The sequence below is a fragment of the Aquamicrobium terrae genome (genome assembly GCF_040545735.1).
Classification (GTDB): Bacteria; Pseudomonadota; Alphaproteobacteria; order Rhizobiales; family Rhizobiaceae; genus Mesorhizobium; species Mesorhizobium terrae_A.
This window is the reverse complement of sequence record NZ_JBEPML010000001.1, coordinates 450,192-464,964: the sequence shown is the minus strand read 5'-3', so window position 1 is coordinate 464,964 and position 14,773 is coordinate 450,192. Positions and strand designations below refer to the sequence as shown.

Sequence of the window (14,773 nt, the reverse complement as noted above, 5' to 3'; positions counted from 1 at the left end):
GCCCTCGATTCGCCCGGCCACGCCCTGCTGGCGAGGACGCTGGTTGCGACTGACGCGCCAAACCCGGCAAATCCGTGACGGAATGTCATCGGCTCCAACGCTCATCCCCCGAACAGGCCAAGTGCCGGCGTGTCGGGCGTGGCAGCCAGGCTGCCGATGAGGTAAAGCGCGAGCGCTGCCACGACAAGACCGTCGACACGGTCCATGACGCCGCCATGGCCGGGAATGAGCTGGCTGGAATCCTTGGCGCCGTGCCGGCGCTTCACCCAGGATTCGAACAGGTCGCCGATCTGGGAGACGATGGACAGCAGCAGCGCGGCAAACCCGAGCAAAAGCACGTTGCCCGCACCGGCAAGAACCGCCACCACGATGCCGGCCACGACACCGGCCACGGTGCCGCCGATAGCGCCGCTCCAGGTTTTTCCGGGGGAGATGGCCGGCGCAAGCTTCGGCCCCCCGACCGCACGGCCGACGAAATAGGCGAGCGTATCCGTGGCCCAGACGACGGCGAACAGGAACAGGATGGCCAGCAGCCCGGCCTGGTCGGCGCCGCGCAAATAGGCCAGCGCGAAGCCGGAAAGCGACGCGTAAGCCAGGCCGGCCGCGTCCCACTGCCCCAGGCCACGCACAAAGCTGATCCCGGCGACGATGGCGGTGCCCGCGAGTGTCAAAAGGAGAAAATTCATGGCCGGCACGCCAAAGGCAAGTGCCACCAGAAGAACCGCCATGAATGCTTCAGGCACGAGCTCGATACGCCGGACAGAGGCGTGCCGCGCCATGCGCGTCCATTCATAGAACACGGCGCCGGCGATAAGCACGGCAAGCAGCCGAAACGGCACGCCGCCGATCCAGGTCAGGCTCAGCACGACGACCGCCAGCACAAGGCCGGAAATGATGCGCAATTGCAGATTGCTCATCTGGCCAGCGCCGGCGATACGGCCTCCTCGGACGACAGCCCGCCGAAACGGCGCTCGCGCCCGGCAAAGTCGCGCAGCGCGTCGGCAAGGTGTTCGCGGCTGAAATCAGGCCAGTAGCAAGGCACGAACACGAGTTCGCTATAGGCGGCCTGCCACAGCAGGAAATTCGACAGGCGCAGTTCTCCGCTGGTGCGGATGACGAGATCCGGGTCGGGAATGCCGGCCGTATCCAGCGCGCCGGCAACGTTTTCCGCCTCGATGTGATGCGGCAGGATCTCGCCGCGAAGCGCGGCCTCGGCCAGCTTGCGCGCGGCCCGCACGATCTCGTCCCGGCTGCCGTAGTTGAAGGCGATGACGAGGGTGAGGCCGCCATTGTCCACGGTCAGCGTTTCGGCCTCTTCCAGCAGGCCGCGTATATCGGGCTGGAGGCTCTCGCGGTCGCCGATCACCCGCACGCGCACGCCGTGACGGTGCAGTTCCGCCAGGTCGCGGCGGATGAACAGCTTCAGCAGACCCATCAGGTCGCTGACCTCGGACTTCGGCCGCGACCAGTTCTCGGACGAGAAGGCATAGACCGTCAGAACATTGATGCCGAGGTCGGGCGCGGCGCGCACCACGTTGCGCAGGGCCTCGACCCCGGCCCGGTGCCCGGCAACGCGCGGCAGGCCCCGGGCTTTCGCCCAGCGGCCATTTCCGTCCATGATGATCGCAACATGCGCCGGGCTTGTCATTCGTCCGCCTTCAGATCGGCTGGTCCGGTTGTTCCAAAGCCCAACTCAGACCTGCATGATCTCTGTTTCTTTCTCGGCCAGCAGACTGTCGATGGACGCAATGGTGTCGTCCGTCAGCTTCTGGACCTGATCGGACTGCTTGCGCAGATCGTCCTCGCTGATCTCGCCGTCCTTTTCCGCCTTCTTCAGCGAATCCATGCCGTCGCGACGGACGTGGCGAGCCGCCACACGCGCGTTTTCCGCATAGGTATGGGAAATCTTGACCAGTTCCTTGCGGCGCTGCTCGTTGAGTTCCGGCAGCGGGATGCGCAGATTGGTGCCGTCGACGATCGGGTTGAAGCCGAGATTGGACTCGCGGATGGCGCGGTCCACCGCACCCACCATCGACTTGTCCCACACCGAAACCGAAATCATGCGCGGCTCCGGCACCGACACGGTCGCCACCTGGTTGATCGGCATGGCAGAGCCATAGGCCTGCACCTGGATGGCATCGAGCAGGTTGCTGGAAGCGCGCCCGGTGCGCAGCGAAGCCAGATCGTGCTTGAAGGCGCTGATCGCCCCGTCCATACGCCGCTTCAGGTCTTCGAAATTGCCGCTCATGATCTTCTCCTCGGCCTCTCGTCAGGCTCGTAACTTGCGTAGACCGGTGTAGGCAGGCCAGCGCCGCCCCGAACCGGTCAATCGTCGGCAACGACCGTGCAACGGCCCCCGCCTTTCAAAATATCGCCGAACCCACCTTTTTCGTGGATGGAATAGACGATTATCGGAATGTTGTTTTCCCGCGCAAGGGCAATTGCGGCCGTATCCATGATGGACAGGCCACGATTGATGACCTCGGCATGGGTAATGCGGTCGAAACGCGTCGCGGAAGGGTCTTTCTTGGGATCGGCCGAATAGACGCCGTCGACCTGCGTGCCCTTGAACAGCGCATCGGCGCCGATCTCGGCAGCGCGCAGCGCGGCAGCCGAATCGGTGGTGAAGAAGGGGTTGCCGGTGCCGCCGGCGAAGATCACCACCTTGCCCTGATCCATATAGGCGGTGGCCTGGCGCTGCGAGAAGCTTTCGCACAGTTCCGGCATGGCGATGGCCGAAAGGACCACGGCGTCGACGCCGATCTTGACCAGCGACGTGCGGAGCGCCAGCGAATTGATGACCGTCGCCAGCATGCCCATATGGTCGCCGGTCACCCGGTCGCCGCCCTTGGAGGCCACGGCCACGCCCCGGAAGATGTTGCCGCCGCCGATGACGACGCCGACCTCGACGCCAAGCGCGCGGGCCTCGGCGATGTCGGAAGCGATGCGGTCGACCACGGACACGTCGATGCCGAAATGCTGGTCACCCATCAGGGCTTCGCCCGACGCCTTGAGCAATACACGTCGGTAAGGAAGCCTGGCCGTCATATGATCCTCGATATACGCGTTGAACGGCGGGGCCGGACGATGCCGCCCCGCACATAGTGGGCCGACCCGATACACGAAGGGCGCCGCGATGTCACGCGACGCCCTTCGCAGATAACAGGCGGGTGAAGCTTACTTCTTCACCGTCGCGGCAACCTCGGCGGCGAAGTCGGACTCTTCCTTCTCGATGCCCTCGCCCAGCGCAAAGCGCAGATAGCCGGAAATCTTGGCCGGAGCGCCGATTTCCTTCTCGGCATCCTTCAGCGCCTGCTCGACGGTGACGTCGGGGTTCAGCACGAAGGCCTGCTTGAGCAGCACGACTTCCTCGTAGAACTTCCGCATGCGGCCTTCGACCATCTTCTCGATGATGTTCTCGGGCTTGCCGGACTGGCGGGCCTGGTCGGCGAAGATGGTCTTCTCACGCTCGGCCGCGGCCGGGTCGAGCGCATCGACGTCCAGCGCCAGCGGGTTGGTCGCGGCGATGTGCATGGCGACCTGGCGGGCAAAGGCGGAAGCCTTGTGGGCATCGCCGGCGGTCTCGATGGCGACCAGCACGCCGAGCTTGCCGAGATTGTCGGCAACGGCATTGTGGACGTAGCTGGCAACCGCGCCCTGCGAAACGCCGAGCTTGGCCGAGCGGCGGAAGCCGAGGTTCTCGCCGATCGTGCCGACGGCGTCCTTGATCGTGTCGGTCACGGTCTTTTCGGAGCCCGGATACTTGGCGGCGGCAACGGAATCAGTGTCACCAAAGGCCAGCGCGACCTTGGCGACATTGGCGACGATTTCCTGGAAGGCGGCATTGCGGGCGACGAAGTCGGTCTCGGAGTTGACCTCGACCAGAGCGGCCTCGCGCAGGCCCTGATCGACACCGATCAAACCCTCGGCGGCGGTGCGGCCGGCCTTCTTGTCGGCCTTGGCGATGCCCTTCTTGCGCAGCCAGTCGACCGCGGCTTCCATGTCGCCATTGGTTTCGGCAAGGGCGGCCTTGCAGTCCATCATGCCCGCGCCGGTCAGGTCGCGGAGTTCTTTGACCTGTGCTGCTGAAATGCTCATTGTGTGCCTCTTTGTTCAGAAACGGGAATGCGCACCGCCGTAAGGTCAGCGATGCGCCAATGCCCGGACGCTCAGCGCGTCATATTGCGGAAAGTGCAGGGCCGGACGGCCCCGCGCCTCAGGCTTCCGGCGAAGCTTCGCCGGCGGGCGTCTCGTTCAGAGCCGGCTCGACGGGAGCCTCGGCCGAGGCACCGATATCGACGCCGAGGGCGCCCTGCTGGCGGGCGATGCCGTCGATGGCAGCCTTGGCGATCAGGTCGCAGTAAAGCTGGATCGCGCGGGCCGCGTCGTCATTGCCGGGGATCGGGAAGTCGACCTTGTCCGGATCGCAGTTCGAATCGATGATGGCGACGACCGGAATGCCGAGGCGCTTGGCCTCCTGGATCGCGATCGCTTCCTTGTTGGTGTCGATGACGAACATCAGGTCCGGGGTGGAGCCCATGTCCTTGATGCCGCCGAGGGCCTTGGCCAGCTTCTCGCGCTCGCGCTCGAGGTTCAGGCGCTCCTTCTTGGTGAAGCCCTGGGCCTCGCCGGCCAGCAGCTCGTCGAGCTTGCGCAGGCGCTGGATCGAATTGGAGATGGTCTTCCAGTTGGTCAGCATGCCGCCGAGCCAGCGGGAGTTGACGTAGTACTGGGCGGAACGCTGCGCGGCGTCGGCGACGATATCCGAAGCCTGGCGCTTGGTGCCGACGAACAGGACGCGGCCGCCGCGGGAAACGACGTCGGAAACCTGCTTCAGGGCCTGATGAAGCAGCGGAACCGTCTGCGACAGGTCGATGATGTGGACGTTGTTGCGGGCGCCATAGATGTAGGGCGCCATTTTCGGGTTCCAGCGATGGGTCTGGTGGCCGAAGTGCACGCCAGCTTCGAGAAGCTCGCGCATGCTGAAATCAGGCAATGCCATTCTTCATTTTCCTTTCCGGTTAGCCTCCACGGACACCGGCATCTCGGATCATCCCTCGATGCCACCGGAGGTTTCAGCCGGATTTCTCCCGGCAGACACCAAAGTCCGTGTGTGGAATGTGCGCGCATATATAGGCTTGCGCCGCAAAACGCAACCCGGACCGCCGCAGGCTTACGCCGCCTTGCGGAATGCCCTGCCCGGCACCCTCACCCGCCGGAAGATCGCCACGATCTCCTCGCGGCTGCACTCGACCGCGCCGAGCCTCACGGCCCGGTCGCGTTCGAAGCCGGTGATGTCGTAATGCGCTGCCGAGGTTTTCGGCGGCCCCTGGTAGGAGGAGCGCTTGAGTCCGAGCCGGGCCGCGAAGCGATGCAGCTCCTCCTCCTCGTCGGCCATCAGGTGGCACCAGCGCCGGCCCACGAAGTGCCAGATCGGCGCATCGACATAGACTGCCATGCAAAACGCCCTATTTCCCGCAGGGCTTCTGCAGCGCCTGATCGAACAGCGACAGATCGACCAGCTTGCCGGTCATGGTGAAGTCGCCATAGTCCATCATGAGGTCGCGGGTCAGGCCGTTCTCATGCAGCTTGAAGCTGATGCGATATTCCGGCATCTCCTCGCCGCCGTCACCGTCCTCGGTGTTGAAATAGGCGATATCGACCGGCCAGAACTTGTCCTTTTCCAGCTTGGACAGGGCCGGAAGCTCGGGATCGTTGTTGCCCGCGGCAGCCGGCTTGCCGACCACCACCGTGGTCAACATCACCCGGTCGGCATCCTCGGAGCCGTCGAACAGGCTGGTCTCGTAGAAATTCTCGCCCTTCTCGGCCTTGTCGATCAGTTCGAACAGATGCTGGGTCGGAAACTGGGTCGAAGCCAGCGTCACCGTGTTGGGCTCGGGCTTGTCGATGTCGACGCGAATCGAATCCTGCTCGCGGCGGGCCGTGCCCTTCACTTCCTTTTCCAGGTTCTGGTCGACGAAGGATTTGGTGACGAAGGAGAAGGTCTTGCCCTCTCCATCCTCGAAGGTCGTCGTCTGCTGGTCGGTCATGCGCATGCTGTCGGCGGTGCTGATGCGCGTGACCAGACGGAACTTGACCGTGTAGCCGTCGCATTGCGAGCCGTTGAACTCATAGACCATGCGGCCAGAAATGCCGGTGATGCCGGAGCGGTCCGATGCCTTGTTCAGAGAGATGTCGTAGACGGCGCGGTGCGGCTGCAACACCGGCCCGGCCAGGGCTGGAACGGTGGAAAAGGTGATCGGAAGCAGGAGGACGGTATAGGCAAGGCGCGTTGCGCGCATGTACAAGCTCCGATCGTGGCGGCCAGCCGTTCTGCCGGCGAATGTGGCCAAGCATAAAAATAGTCGTGGCGGAAGCGAGGCAAAAATTGCACTTTCGGCCGAACCGCCACCGGGGCATCCAGCAATAGGAAATTACCATGAGCGAAACAATCGAAAAGCGGCTGAATGATCTGGGCGTGACCTTGCCGGTGGCTGCGGCGCCCGCCGCCAACTATGTTCCGTTCGTGCAAAGCGGAAACCTGCTGTTTCCTTCCGGCCAGTTGCCGATCAAGGACGGCAAGCTCGCCGTCACAGGCCTGCTCGGCAAGGATGTCGATCTGGCCGCCGGGCAGGAAGCCGCGAAACTGTGCGCCGTCAATGTGCTGGCGCAGGCCAAGGCCGCGCTCGGCGATCTGGAGAAGATCAAGCGGCTGGTGAAGATCACCGTCTATGTCGCCTCCGCCCCGACCTTCACCGAACAGCACTTGGTCGGCAACGGCGCATCCGACTTCTTCGTCGCCGTGCTTGGCGAACGCGGCAAGCATGCCCGCGTGGCCATCGGCATGGCGGCTCTGCCGCTCAACGCCTCGGTCGAGGTCGAGGCGATCCTCGAAGTCGAATAAGCCCAGATGGCCGACCTCTCCTGGCTCACCGCCCGTCCGATCGCCCATCGCGGCCTGCACGACCTCAACAACAGGCGCTGGGAGAATACGCTTTCGGCGTTTTCGGCAGCCGCCGATCGCGGCTACGCCATCGAGTGCGACGTGCATCTCACCGCCGACGGCGTTCCCGTGGTCTTCCACGACCATGACCTGAGACGGCTGGCGGGAGAGGACGGGTTCGTCTGGCAGCGCACCGCTGCCGAAATGGCGGCACTGCGGATCGGCGGCACCGACGATCATGCGCCGACCCTGGACGAGTTGCTCGATCTGACCACTGGGCGCGTGCCGCTGGTGATCGAACTGAAGGGCACGCCAGGCCGGGACGGCGGACTCGTCGAAGCTGTCGGGGAACGCCTGAAACGCTACCAGGGCGAAGCGGCGATCATGTCCTTCGATCATTGGCTGATCCGCGATTTCAGCCGTCACGCCCCAGGCATCCCGAGCGGGCTTACCGCCTGCGGGCGCCGCGAGCACGAGATCGAAGCGCATTTCACCATGCTGGCGCACGACATCGCATTCGTGTCCTATGCCGCCGGCGACCTGCCCAACCGCTTTATCTCCTTCGTGCGCGAAAAGCTCGCCATGCCGGTCATCACATGGACGATCCGCGACCAGCCGGCCGTCGACCTTACCTTCAAATATGCCGACCAGATGACGTTCGAAGGATTCGAGCCTCCGCTGGCGGTCGCCTGACCCGTTGCGGGCTTGCACCTGCCTGCCGGCGGCTTAAGTAAACCGCATGGATCAGGGCGACGATCAGGCGACAAGCAGGGTGACGGAGCATGCGGTTCGCATCGCCACCAGCATGGGCGCCTTCACGCAGCAGGAATGGGACAGGCTGCAAGGTGTCCAAGGAAAATCAGGAAATTCATACAACCCGTTCGTTTCGTTTGCATTCCTGAGCGCGCTGGAGGAGTCCGGCTGTGTCGGCGGGCACAGCGGCTGGCAGCCGCATCATCTGCGCCTCGAAACCTCCGGCGGAGACCTGCTCGGCGCCCTGCCGTGCTATGCCAAGTCGCACAGCCAGGGCGAATATGTGTTCGACCACGGTTGGGCTGATGCCTTCGAGCGCGCCGGCGGGCGCTATTATCCCAAGCTGCAATGCGCGGTGCCGTTCACCCCTGCCACCGGCCCTCGCCTGCTGGTGGCCGAAGGCCATGATCTCCTGTCCGTCAAGGCCGGGCTTGCCGAGGCGCTCAGGATCGTCACCGACAGGCTGGGCGTGTCCTCGGCCCATGTTTCCTTTCTGCCCGAAGAGGACGTCGACGTGCTGGAAGCCGCCGGTTACCTGCACCGCACCGACCAGCAGTTCCACTTTTTCAACGACGGCTTTGCCAGCTACGACGATTTCCTTGCCACGCTGGCTTCACGCAAGCGCAAGGCCCTGAAGCGGGAACGGCGCGAAGCGCTGGGCAACGGCATCACCATCGACTGGCTGACGGGCAGCGACCTGACCGAGCGGGTCTGGGACGACTTCTTCGCCTTCTACATGGATACCGGCGGGCGCAAATGGGGCCGGCCCTATCTCACCCGCCGGTTCTTTTCGCTGATCGGCGAGCGCATGCCCCGGGATATCCTGCTGGTGATGGCGAAACGCCACGGGCGCTACATCGCCGGGGCCATCAACTTCATCGGCTCGGACACGCTCTATGGCCGCAACTGGGGCTGCGTCGAGGACCATCCCTTCCTGCATTTCGAGGTCTGCTACCATCAGGCCATCGACTTCGCCATCGCCAACAAGCTCAAGGTGGTCGAGGCGGGCGCCCAGGGCGAGCACAAGCTGGCGCGCGGCTATCGCCCCGTCACCACCCATTCCGCGCACTACATCGCCCATCCCGCCTTCCGGCGCGCGGTGGCGGACTATCTTCGTCAGGAACGGCGCGACGTAGCCAGGATGAGCGAATATCTGGCCGGACATACGCCCTTCCGCAAGGACGAAGTGCCGCTCAATGAACGAGCGTCTTCGAAAACAGATTGATGATCACCACGCCGGTGAGGATCAGGGCCATGCCGGCCAGCGCCGGCAGGTCCAGCATCTGCCGGAACCACACCCAGCCGATGGTGGTGATGAAGATGATGCCGGCGCCGCTCCAGATGGCGTAGACGATGCCGACCGGCATGGTGCGCAGGGGCAGCGCCAGGAAAAAGAAGGCGCATGCATAGCCGACGACGGTGACCAGCGAAGGGACAAGGCGCGTGAATCCTTGCGTTTCCTTCAGCGCGGTTGTCGCGACCACCTCGAACATGATCGCCACGAGCAGGTAAATATAGTTCAGGAGCACTGCCACTCACCCTTGATTCGCACGCCGGTGCGAGATGATTATGCCCCCGAGCAGAGGACGAGAAACAAGCATGGCCTACGACACCACCAATATTTTCGCCAGACTTCTGCGCGACGAAATTCCGTCTTATCGCGTCTATGAAGACGAACATACGGTTGCGATCATGGATGTGATGCCGCAGGGCATCGGCCACACGCTGGTGCTGCCCAAGGCCCCGTCGCGCAACCTGTACGATGCCGACCCTGAATCGCTCGGCGTTCTCTTCAAGACCGTGCAGAAGGTGGCGAAGGCGGTGAAGAAGGCGTTCGCCGCGGACGGTGTCGTCGTCTCGCAGTTCAACGAGCCTGCGGCCGGGCAGACCGTCTTCCACCTGCACGTCCACGTCATTCCGCGCTTCGACGGCGTGCCCCTGAACAAGCACAGCGGCGAGATGGAAAAGGCCGAGGTCCTGGCGGCCAATGCCGAGAGGATCAAGGCCGCGCTGGCCGAGTAGGCCAAAGCCTTCTCACCGCGATCAACACCGAGGCCGGGCCATCGTTCGCCGATGGTCCGGCCTCGGCAGTTCAGGAACTGTTTGGCGCCCCGGCGGCGACGCCGGAACACCCGCAAAACCCGCATCCCCATGCCCTGCAAGGGATCACGTATCGTTAAAACGGAACACGATTCTTTCGCCGGCTCTTCCCAATTTCGCCACACGCCATAGCTTTTCGTGACATATGCATGACAGTTGCATGACAGTGGCGTTTACCGGGGAATTGTGAGTTGGCGAACGGCAGACCAGATTTTGTTGAAAAGGCACCGCCAGCAGGTGGAAAAACCACCCGCAGGGGTCGTGCCGTCCTGTTTTCGAGCTTCCGCCATGCGCTGTTCATGGTTCTGGCTTCGGCCCTGCTGGTATTTGCCATAGAATGCGTATTCCGCGGCGATTTCGCCAGCGCCATCACCTTCTTCACCCAGCCCTACAAGCCCGGCTGGACGACGGTGCTCGTCTTCGCCCTCATTTTGCTCGGGCTGGACGCGCTGCTGGGGCGCGCCTGGCTGGGATTGCTCATTGTCGCGCCGCTCACCCTGACGCTGGCCTTCGTCGGCTACCAGAAGTCGCTCTATCTTGGCGACCCGCTCTACCCGACGGATTTCCTGTACGCCCGCCAGATCTTCGAGCTGATGCCGCTGCTGTTGCGCGAGCGGCCGTGGACGGGCGCCGGGATGGCACTCGGCATCGTCATGGCCCTCACTCTCTTCATGTACGCTTGGCGCTTCGTGCAGCGCCGGGTGTCGCGGATGAGCTACAAGGGACGCGCGGCGCGGCTCGTGCTGGCGCTACCCGCCCTCGCCTTCTTCGTCTCGCTGATGGACTATGCGACGTTTTCCTGGACTCGCGACCGCCTCCAGATCATCCCGATGATGTGGGACCAGAAGGAGAACTACGCCAGCAACGGCTTCACGCTCGCCTTCGCCCTCAACGTACCGATGGCGCATGTCGCGGCGCCGAATGGCTATTCGGACAAGGCGATCGATGCCATGCCGAAGCCCGCCGTCGATTCCGCCCTGCCGGACGAGCGCCCCGACATCATCATGGTGATGAGCGAATCGTTCTGGGATGCGGGCAAGCTCCCCGGCGTCACCATCTCACCGGACCCGATCCCCTCGACCCGCGCGCTCCAGTCCGGCGAAATGTTCTCGCCCGAGTTCGGCGGGATGACCGCCAATGTCGAGTTCGAGGCGCTGACCGGCTTCTCCAACGCCTTCCTGCCCGCCGGCAGCATTCCCTACCAGCAATATGTGCGCAAGCCGCTGCCTTCGATGGCGACCTTCCTGCGTTCCGAGGGCTACCAGACGCTTGCCATCCATCCCGGCACGGAATGGTTCTGGAACCGGTCCAATGTCTACAAGGCCTTCGGCTTTGACGAATTCCGCTCGGAAAAGACCATGGCAAGCAACGCCAAGCGCGGGCTGCTGATTTCCGACGAGGCGATGACCGACGAGATCATCGCGTCAGCCGATGCGGCCGAGAACCCGCTGTTCCTGTTCGCCGTCAGCCTGCAGAATCACGGCCCCTACGAGCCGAACCGCTACGGCAACGCCACCCACAGCGTGAACGCCCTGACCAGCGACTGGGCGCGCTCCTCCCTCCAGAGTTTCGCCGAGGGCATGGCCGATTCGGACCGCGAACTGCAGCGCCTGATCGACTGGGCCAGCAAGCGCGAGCGGCCGACCGTCATCGCCTTCTTCGGCGACCATCTGCCGCCGCTCGGCCCCGTCTATGTCGAGACCGGCTTCCTCAAGACGAACGTAGCGCCGCGCAGGGACACGCCGGAGAACATGCGCCTGCATCGCACGACACCGCTGGTCGTATGGTCGAATCGTTCGGGCCAGGCGAAGGACCTCGGCGCGGTAAGCCCCGCCTTCCTGCCGCTGCATGTCTTCAAGACCGCTGGCATCAGCCATCCCTACTACACCGGCTTCCTCAGTGACCTGCGCCAGCAGTACAGCGTCGTCGAACGTTCCCTGCTGCTCAGCGCAAACGGCGAGCCGACCCTGGACTGGGCCCGGCAGAAGGAAATCGACCCGGCTATCCGCGATTTCCGCTACCTCCAGTACGACATGATGTTCGGCAAGCATCACGGCGCGCCGGCCTTCTTCCCCGAAACCATCGGCGATCTGGTCGCACATACGAGTTGAGGCGGAACCGACCGAAAGGCGAGCGGAGACTTGACATTCCGGGCACATTCATTATGTGTCGCGCCAAGTTTCCGCTTCCGGGCGCCGCCCCGTGCTGTTGCGGCTTAACCCCAGGAACATAAACGGACGAAAATCATGGCAAAAGCCGCGAACATCAAGATCAAGCTCCTTTCGACCGCCGACACCGGTTTCTTCTACGTGACGAGCAAGAACAGCCGCACGAAGACGGACAAGCTGTCCTTCCGCAAGTACGACCCGGTCGTGAAGAAGCATGTCGAGTTCAAGGAAACGAAGATCAAGTAATCTTCGTCCCCTGATCTGCAAAAAGGCCGCCCATCGGGCGGCATTTTTGTTTGTGCCGTTAGGGTCTGGTGACTTTCGTCGGCGTTTGAGGGAGACTGCCTCCGGCGTCCCCGACCATAAGGCCTGCCCGCATGCTCATCCGCCTAGCCTACACCTCCACCTTCAAGCCGCACATCACCGAAGCGGACATAGGCGAACTCACCGAAAAGGCGGCGGATTTCAACAAAAGGAACCACATAACCGGTATTCTTGCCGTGGAGGGCGAGCGCGTCTGCCAGATTCTGGAAGGTCCGAAGGAAGCCGTCGAAAAGCTGTTCGAGTCCATCCAGCGCGACCAGCGTCATTTCGGCGTGGTCGAACTCGACGTCGCCCCCATCGACAAGCCGCGCTTCGAGGCCTGGGGCATGGTGCGCCGGCCGATGGTCGACATCGTCACCCTGGCCTTCTCGCTTTAAAGGAAACGATCCTGCCGCTTGGCAGCCCTGATCCGGGTGGATTGGGGGCCGGTCGGCTATGGCAGCGGTACGAGGAGGCCACTAAACGCCAAGGCCGGCCGGCCGACCCCACGGACCCAGGAGATGCGGCGGACCTGAGAAACATGGGGCATTCATGCGGCGCAAAGGAATACACTACCCCGACGCCCATCTGATGCAACGTCGCGCAAGGCAACATGAAAATCAACCGTTTCTTAACCAAGGCAACGGAAGCGACCGAATTAAGGTAAATCAGAAACCATATTTGCCTGGCGAGCCGCGGTTGCGGCCGGTTTTCACGCCGCCGCGCGGGCCACGACCCGGTTGCGGCCGTTCCTCTTGGCCTCGTAGAGCGCCATGTCGGCGCGCTTCAACAGGCCGGCGACACTGTCCGCCACCCCCTGCACAGAAGAAACGCCGACGCTGACGGTCACCTCGACCGACTGGCCCTGCTTGCCGATGGCGAAGGGAACACGGGCGATTTCGGCGCGTATGCGCTCGGCCACCTTCTCCGCGACGGACCCGTCGGTATCCGGCATGATGATGACGAACTCTTCGCCACCGAACCGGCAGATGAGATCGATGCCGCGCATGTTCTGGCGCAGGCGGCGGGCGAATTCGCGCAGGACGTCGTCGCCGCCATCGTGGCCATAGGTGTCGTTGATGGCTTTGAAGCGGTCCAGATCGACCATCATCACCGACAGCGGGCGCCGGCGCGCCACGGCACGATCGAACAGCGTCTGCAAATGGCTGTCGAGATAGCGCCGGTTGTGCAGTCCGGTGAGCGCATCGGTCACCGCCATTTCCAGAGACTGGGTGACGCTGGCCCGCAACTGGTCGTTATAGCGCTTGCGCCTGATCTGCGTGCGCAGCCGCGCCGTCAGTTCGTGCGGCTCGATGGGGCGCACCAGATAGTCGTTCACACCCAGTTCCAGCCCACGAATGATGCGGTGATCGTCCTCGCGGTCGGCCAGCAATATGATCGGCAGGAAGCGCGTGCGGTCGAGCGACCGCAATTGCGAACACAGGCGCAAGGGATCGACATCCGACAATGCCGTCGAGACGATCACGCATTCATGGTTGCCTTCCGCCGCCTGGAAAAACCCGGCATGCGGATCGGTCGCGACCTCCAGTTCGACGTCGCCGCCAACCTTGGCGCGTATGCGTTCGAAAGTTTCGCGGCGCTCGTCGATGAGCAGCACCCTCGCCGGCTCTTCCGCATCCTTGTCCACGGACCAAAGCAGGCTGTCGAGGCCGATATTGGTGGCGGTAACGGTGCGCAGCCGCAGTTCGTCGGTGAGCATCTTGAGCCGCACGAGGCTCTTCACCCGCGTCATCAGTTGAAGATCGTTCACCGGCTTGGTGAGGAAGTCGTCGGCGCCGGCCTCGAGCCCGCGCACCCTGTCGGCAACATGGTCGAGCGCGGTGATCATCACGACGGGCAAATGCGCGGTGGCGGGATCGGCCTTCAGGCGCCGGCACACCTCGAAACCGTCCATCCCCGGCATCATCACGTCGAGCAGGACCACATCGACCTTGCTCGCCTCGCAGATCTCCAGCGCTTCGGGACCCGAATTCGCGGTTACGACCTCGAAATATTCGGCGAGCAGCCGGACTTCCAGGAGCCGCACATTGGCAGGAATGTCGTCGACGACAAGGATGCGTGCGGTCATGCATCCCCCAGATAGGATTTAATCGTCTCGATGAAACGCGGCACCGAGATCGGCTTGGAAATATAGGCCTCGCACCCGCCCTGGCGGATGCGTTCCTCGTCACCCTTCATGGCGAAGGCGGTGACGGCGATGACGGGAATGACGTGGAGTTCGTCATCCTCCTTCAGCCATTTGGTCACTTCCAGCCCCGACACTTCGGGAAGCTGGATATCCATCAGGATCAGATCGGGCTTGTGGGTGCGCGCCAGTTCGAGCGCCTCGAGGCCGTTGCGCGTGCGCACGGTCTCGTAGCCACTGGCCTCGATGAGGTCGCGGAAGAGCTTCATGTTGAGCTCGTTGTCTTCGACGATCATTACTTTCTTCGGCATCGACTTCCCGTCCCGACAGCCATTCCCTCGAATGACGTCGCCCCTGCGC

General features: G+C 63.4%; 18 protein-coding genes. 7 read left to right on the top strand and 11 right to left on the bottom strand.

Annotated features, from left to right (window positions below; all coding sequences use genetic code 11):
* Positions 1–101 precede the first annotated feature (101 nt).
* The 8 genes from ABID37_RS02215 to ABID37_RS02180 all read right to left on the bottom strand — a co-directional run bounded on the left by ABID37_RS02215 (position 102) and on the right by ABID37_RS02180 (position 6,302).
* Positions 102–917: a phosphatidate cytidylyltransferase gene (locus ABID37_RS02215; protein WP_354192358.1), complete on the bottom strand. Its 816-nt coding sequence runs from the start codon at positions 915–917 to the stop codon at positions 102–104.
* Positions 914–1,648: an isoprenyl transferase gene (locus ABID37_RS02210; RefSeq protein ID WP_435521520.1), complete on the bottom strand. Its 735-nt coding sequence runs from the start codon at positions 1,646–1,648 to the stop codon at positions 914–916. Before ABID37_RS02210 ends, ABID37_RS02215 begins: the two co-directional genes overlap by 4 nt.
* 45 nt (positions 1,649–1,693) lie before the next feature.
* On the bottom strand, positions 1,694–2,248 hold the full coding sequence (gene frr / locus ABID37_RS02205; protein WP_354192357.1) for a ribosome recycling factor: 555 nt from the start codon (positions 2,246–2,248) through the stop codon (positions 1,694–1,696).
* 77 nt (positions 2,249–2,325) lie between these two features.
* Positions 2,326–3,048: a UMP kinase gene (pyrH, locus tag ABID37_RS02200; RefSeq protein ID WP_354192355.1), complete on the bottom strand. Its 723-nt coding sequence runs from the start codon at positions 3,046–3,048 to the stop codon at positions 2,326–2,328.
* Positions 3,049–3,177: 129 nt separating this feature from the next.
* Entirely contained in the window at positions 3,178–4,098 is a 921-nt protein-coding gene (gene tsf, locus ABID37_RS02195) for a translation elongation factor Ts (RefSeq protein WP_354192353.1), read from the bottom strand.
* Between the two features lie 118 nt (positions 4,099–4,216).
* Positions 4,217–5,002 carry a 30S ribosomal protein S2 gene (rpsB, locus tag ABID37_RS02190; protein WP_354192352.1) on the bottom strand — a complete coding sequence of 262 codons (786 nt, stop codon included), beginning with the start codon at positions 5,000–5,002 and terminating at the stop codon, positions 4,217–4,219.
* A gap of 171 nt (positions 5,003–5,173) precedes the next feature.
* On the bottom strand, positions 5,174–5,458 hold the full coding sequence (locus tag ABID37_RS02185) for a DUF4031 domain-containing protein (RefSeq protein WP_354192351.1): 285 nt from the start codon (positions 5,456–5,458) through the stop codon (positions 5,174–5,176).
* A gap of 10 nt (positions 5,459–5,468) precedes the next feature.
* Complete coding sequence (locus tag ABID37_RS02180; protein WP_354192350.1) at positions 5,469–6,302, bottom strand: cell envelope integrity EipB family protein; 834 nt, start codon at positions 6,300–6,302, stop codon at positions 5,469–5,471.
* Between the two features lie 137 nt (positions 6,303–6,439).
* Here ABID37_RS02180 and ABID37_RS02175 point away from each other — a divergent pair, with 137 nt between their 5' ends.
* Genes ABID37_RS02175 through ABID37_RS02165 form a run of 3 tightly spaced genes read left to right on the top strand, consistent with a single transcriptional unit; the run spans position 6,440 to position 8,921 of the window.
* Positions 6,440–6,904: a RidA family protein gene (locus ABID37_RS02175; RefSeq protein WP_354192349.1), complete on the top strand. Its 465-nt coding sequence runs from the start codon at positions 6,440–6,442 to the stop codon at positions 6,902–6,904.
* A 6-nt stretch (positions 6,905–6,910) separates the two neighbouring features.
* Positions 6,911–7,636, top strand: a complete 726-nt coding sequence (locus ABID37_RS02170; RefSeq protein WP_354192348.1) for a glycerophosphodiester phosphodiesterase — start codon at positions 6,911–6,913, stop codon at positions 7,634–7,636.
* Positions 7,637–7,682: 46 nt separating this feature from the next.
* On the top strand, positions 7,683–8,921 hold the full coding sequence (locus ABID37_RS02165) for a GNAT family N-acetyltransferase (protein WP_354192346.1): 1,239 nt from the start codon (positions 7,683–7,685) through the stop codon (positions 8,919–8,921).
* On the opposite strand, the gene ABID37_RS02160 is transcribed toward ABID37_RS02165, so the two are convergent.
* Positions 8,890–9,219 carry a DMT family transporter gene (locus tag ABID37_RS02160; protein ID WP_354192457.1) on the bottom strand — a complete coding sequence of 110 codons (330 nt, stop codon included), beginning with the start codon at positions 9,217–9,219 and terminating at the stop codon, positions 8,890–8,892. The two genes, ABID37_RS02165 and ABID37_RS02160, sit on opposite strands and share 32 nt — an antisense overlap.
* Before the next feature lie 76 nt (positions 9,220–9,295).
* On the opposite strand from ABID37_RS02160, the gene ABID37_RS02155 reads away from it, so the two are divergent.
* The 4 genes from ABID37_RS02155 (at position 9,296) to ABID37_RS02140 (ending at position 12,665) form a co-directional block, all read left to right on the top strand.
* Entirely contained in the window at positions 9,296–9,718 is a 423-nt protein-coding gene (locus tag ABID37_RS02155) for an HIT domain-containing protein (protein WP_354192345.1), read from the top strand.
* 377 nt (positions 9,719–10,095) lie between these two features.
* Positions 10,096–11,907, top strand: coding sequence for an LTA synthase family protein (locus ABID37_RS02150; protein WP_354192344.1), 1,812 nt, complete (start codon positions 10,096–10,098; stop codon positions 11,905–11,907).
* Positions 11,908–12,042: 135 nt separating this feature from the next.
* A complete protein-coding gene (gene rpmG, locus ABID37_RS02145; protein WP_035033210.1) occupies positions 12,043–12,210 on the top strand; it encodes a 50S ribosomal protein L33 in 168 nt (55 codons plus the stop codon).
* A 131-nt stretch (positions 12,211–12,341) separates the two neighbouring features.
* On the top strand, positions 12,342–12,665 hold the full coding sequence (locus ABID37_RS02140; RefSeq protein ID WP_354192343.1) for a BLUF domain-containing protein: 324 nt from the start codon (positions 12,342–12,344) through the stop codon (positions 12,663–12,665).
* 314 nt (positions 12,666–12,979) lie between these two features.
* Here the strand turns inward: ABID37_RS02140 and ABID37_RS02135 are convergent, their stop codons facing one another.
* Together ABID37_RS02135 and ABID37_RS02130 are read right to left on the bottom strand one after the other, a co-directional pair.
* Positions 12,980–14,356, bottom strand: a complete 1,377-nt coding sequence (locus tag ABID37_RS02135) for a PleD family two-component system response regulator (RefSeq protein WP_354192342.1) — start codon at positions 14,354–14,356, stop codon at positions 12,980–12,982.
* On the bottom strand, positions 14,353–14,709 hold the full coding sequence (locus ABID37_RS02130; RefSeq protein ID WP_348779628.1) for a response regulator: 357 nt from the start codon (positions 14,707–14,709) through the stop codon (positions 14,353–14,355). Before ABID37_RS02130 ends, ABID37_RS02135 begins: the two co-directional genes overlap by 4 nt.
* Positions 14,710–14,773 lie beyond the last annotated feature (64 nt).

Coding starts and splice junctions, on each gene's coding strand:
- ABID37_RS02130 (WP_348779628.1), bottom strand. CDS start 14,709: ATGATCGTCGAAGACAACGAGCTCAACATGAAGCTCTTCCGCGACCTC.
- pyrH (WP_354192355.1), bottom strand. CDS start 3,048: ATGACGGCCAGGCTTCCTTACCGACGTGTATTGCTCAAGGCGTCGGGC.
- ABID37_RS02215 (WP_354192358.1), bottom strand. CDS start 917: ATGAGCAATCTGCAATTGCGCATCATTTCCGGCCTTGTGCTGGCGGTC.
- ABID37_RS02185 (WP_354192351.1), bottom strand. CDS start 5,458: ATGGCAGTCTATGTCGATGCGCCGATCTGGCACTTCGTGGGCCGGCGC.
- rpmG (WP_035033210.1), top strand. CDS start 12,043: ATGGCAAAAGCCGCGAACATCAAGATCAAGCTCCTTTCGACCGCCGAC.
- ABID37_RS02165 (WP_354192346.1), top strand. CDS start 7,683: ATGGATCAGGGCGACGATCAGGCGACAAGCAGGGTGACGGAGCATGCG.
- rpsB (WP_354192352.1), bottom strand. CDS start 5,002: ATGGCATTGCCTGATTTCAGCATGCGCGAGCTTCTCGAAGCTGGCGTG.
- ABID37_RS02180 (WP_354192350.1), bottom strand. CDS start 6,302: ATGCGCGCAACGCGCCTTGCCTATACCGTCCTCCTGCTTCCGATCACC.
- frr (WP_354192357.1), bottom strand. CDS start 2,248: ATGAGCGGCAATTTCGAAGACCTGAAGCGGCGTATGGACGGGGCGATC.
- ABID37_RS02155 (WP_354192345.1), top strand. CDS start 9,296: ATGGCCTACGACACCACCAATATTTTCGCCAGACTTCTGCGCGACGAA.
- ABID37_RS02170 (WP_354192348.1), top strand. CDS start 6,911: ATGGCCGACCTCTCCTGGCTCACCGCCCGTCCGATCGCCCATCGCGGC.
- ABID37_RS02140 (WP_354192343.1), top strand. CDS start 12,342: ATGCTCATCCGCCTAGCCTACACCTCCACCTTCAAGCCGCACATCACC.
- tsf (WP_354192353.1), bottom strand. CDS start 4,098: ATGAGCATTTCAGCAGCACAGGTCAAAGAACTCCGCGACCTGACCGGC.
- ABID37_RS02175 (WP_354192349.1), top strand. CDS start 6,440: ATGAGCGAAACAATCGAAAAGCGGCTGAATGATCTGGGCGTGACCTTG.
- ABID37_RS02210 (WP_435521520.1), bottom strand. CDS start 1,648: ATGACAAGCCCGGCGCATGTTGCGATCATCATGGACGGAAATGGCCGC.
- ABID37_RS02150 (WP_354192344.1), top strand. CDS start 10,096: ATGGTTCTGGCTTCGGCCCTGCTGGTATTTGCCATAGAATGCGTATTC.
- ABID37_RS02135 (WP_354192342.1), bottom strand. CDS start 14,356: ATGACCGCACGCATCCTTGTCGTCGACGACATTCCTGCCAATGTGCGG.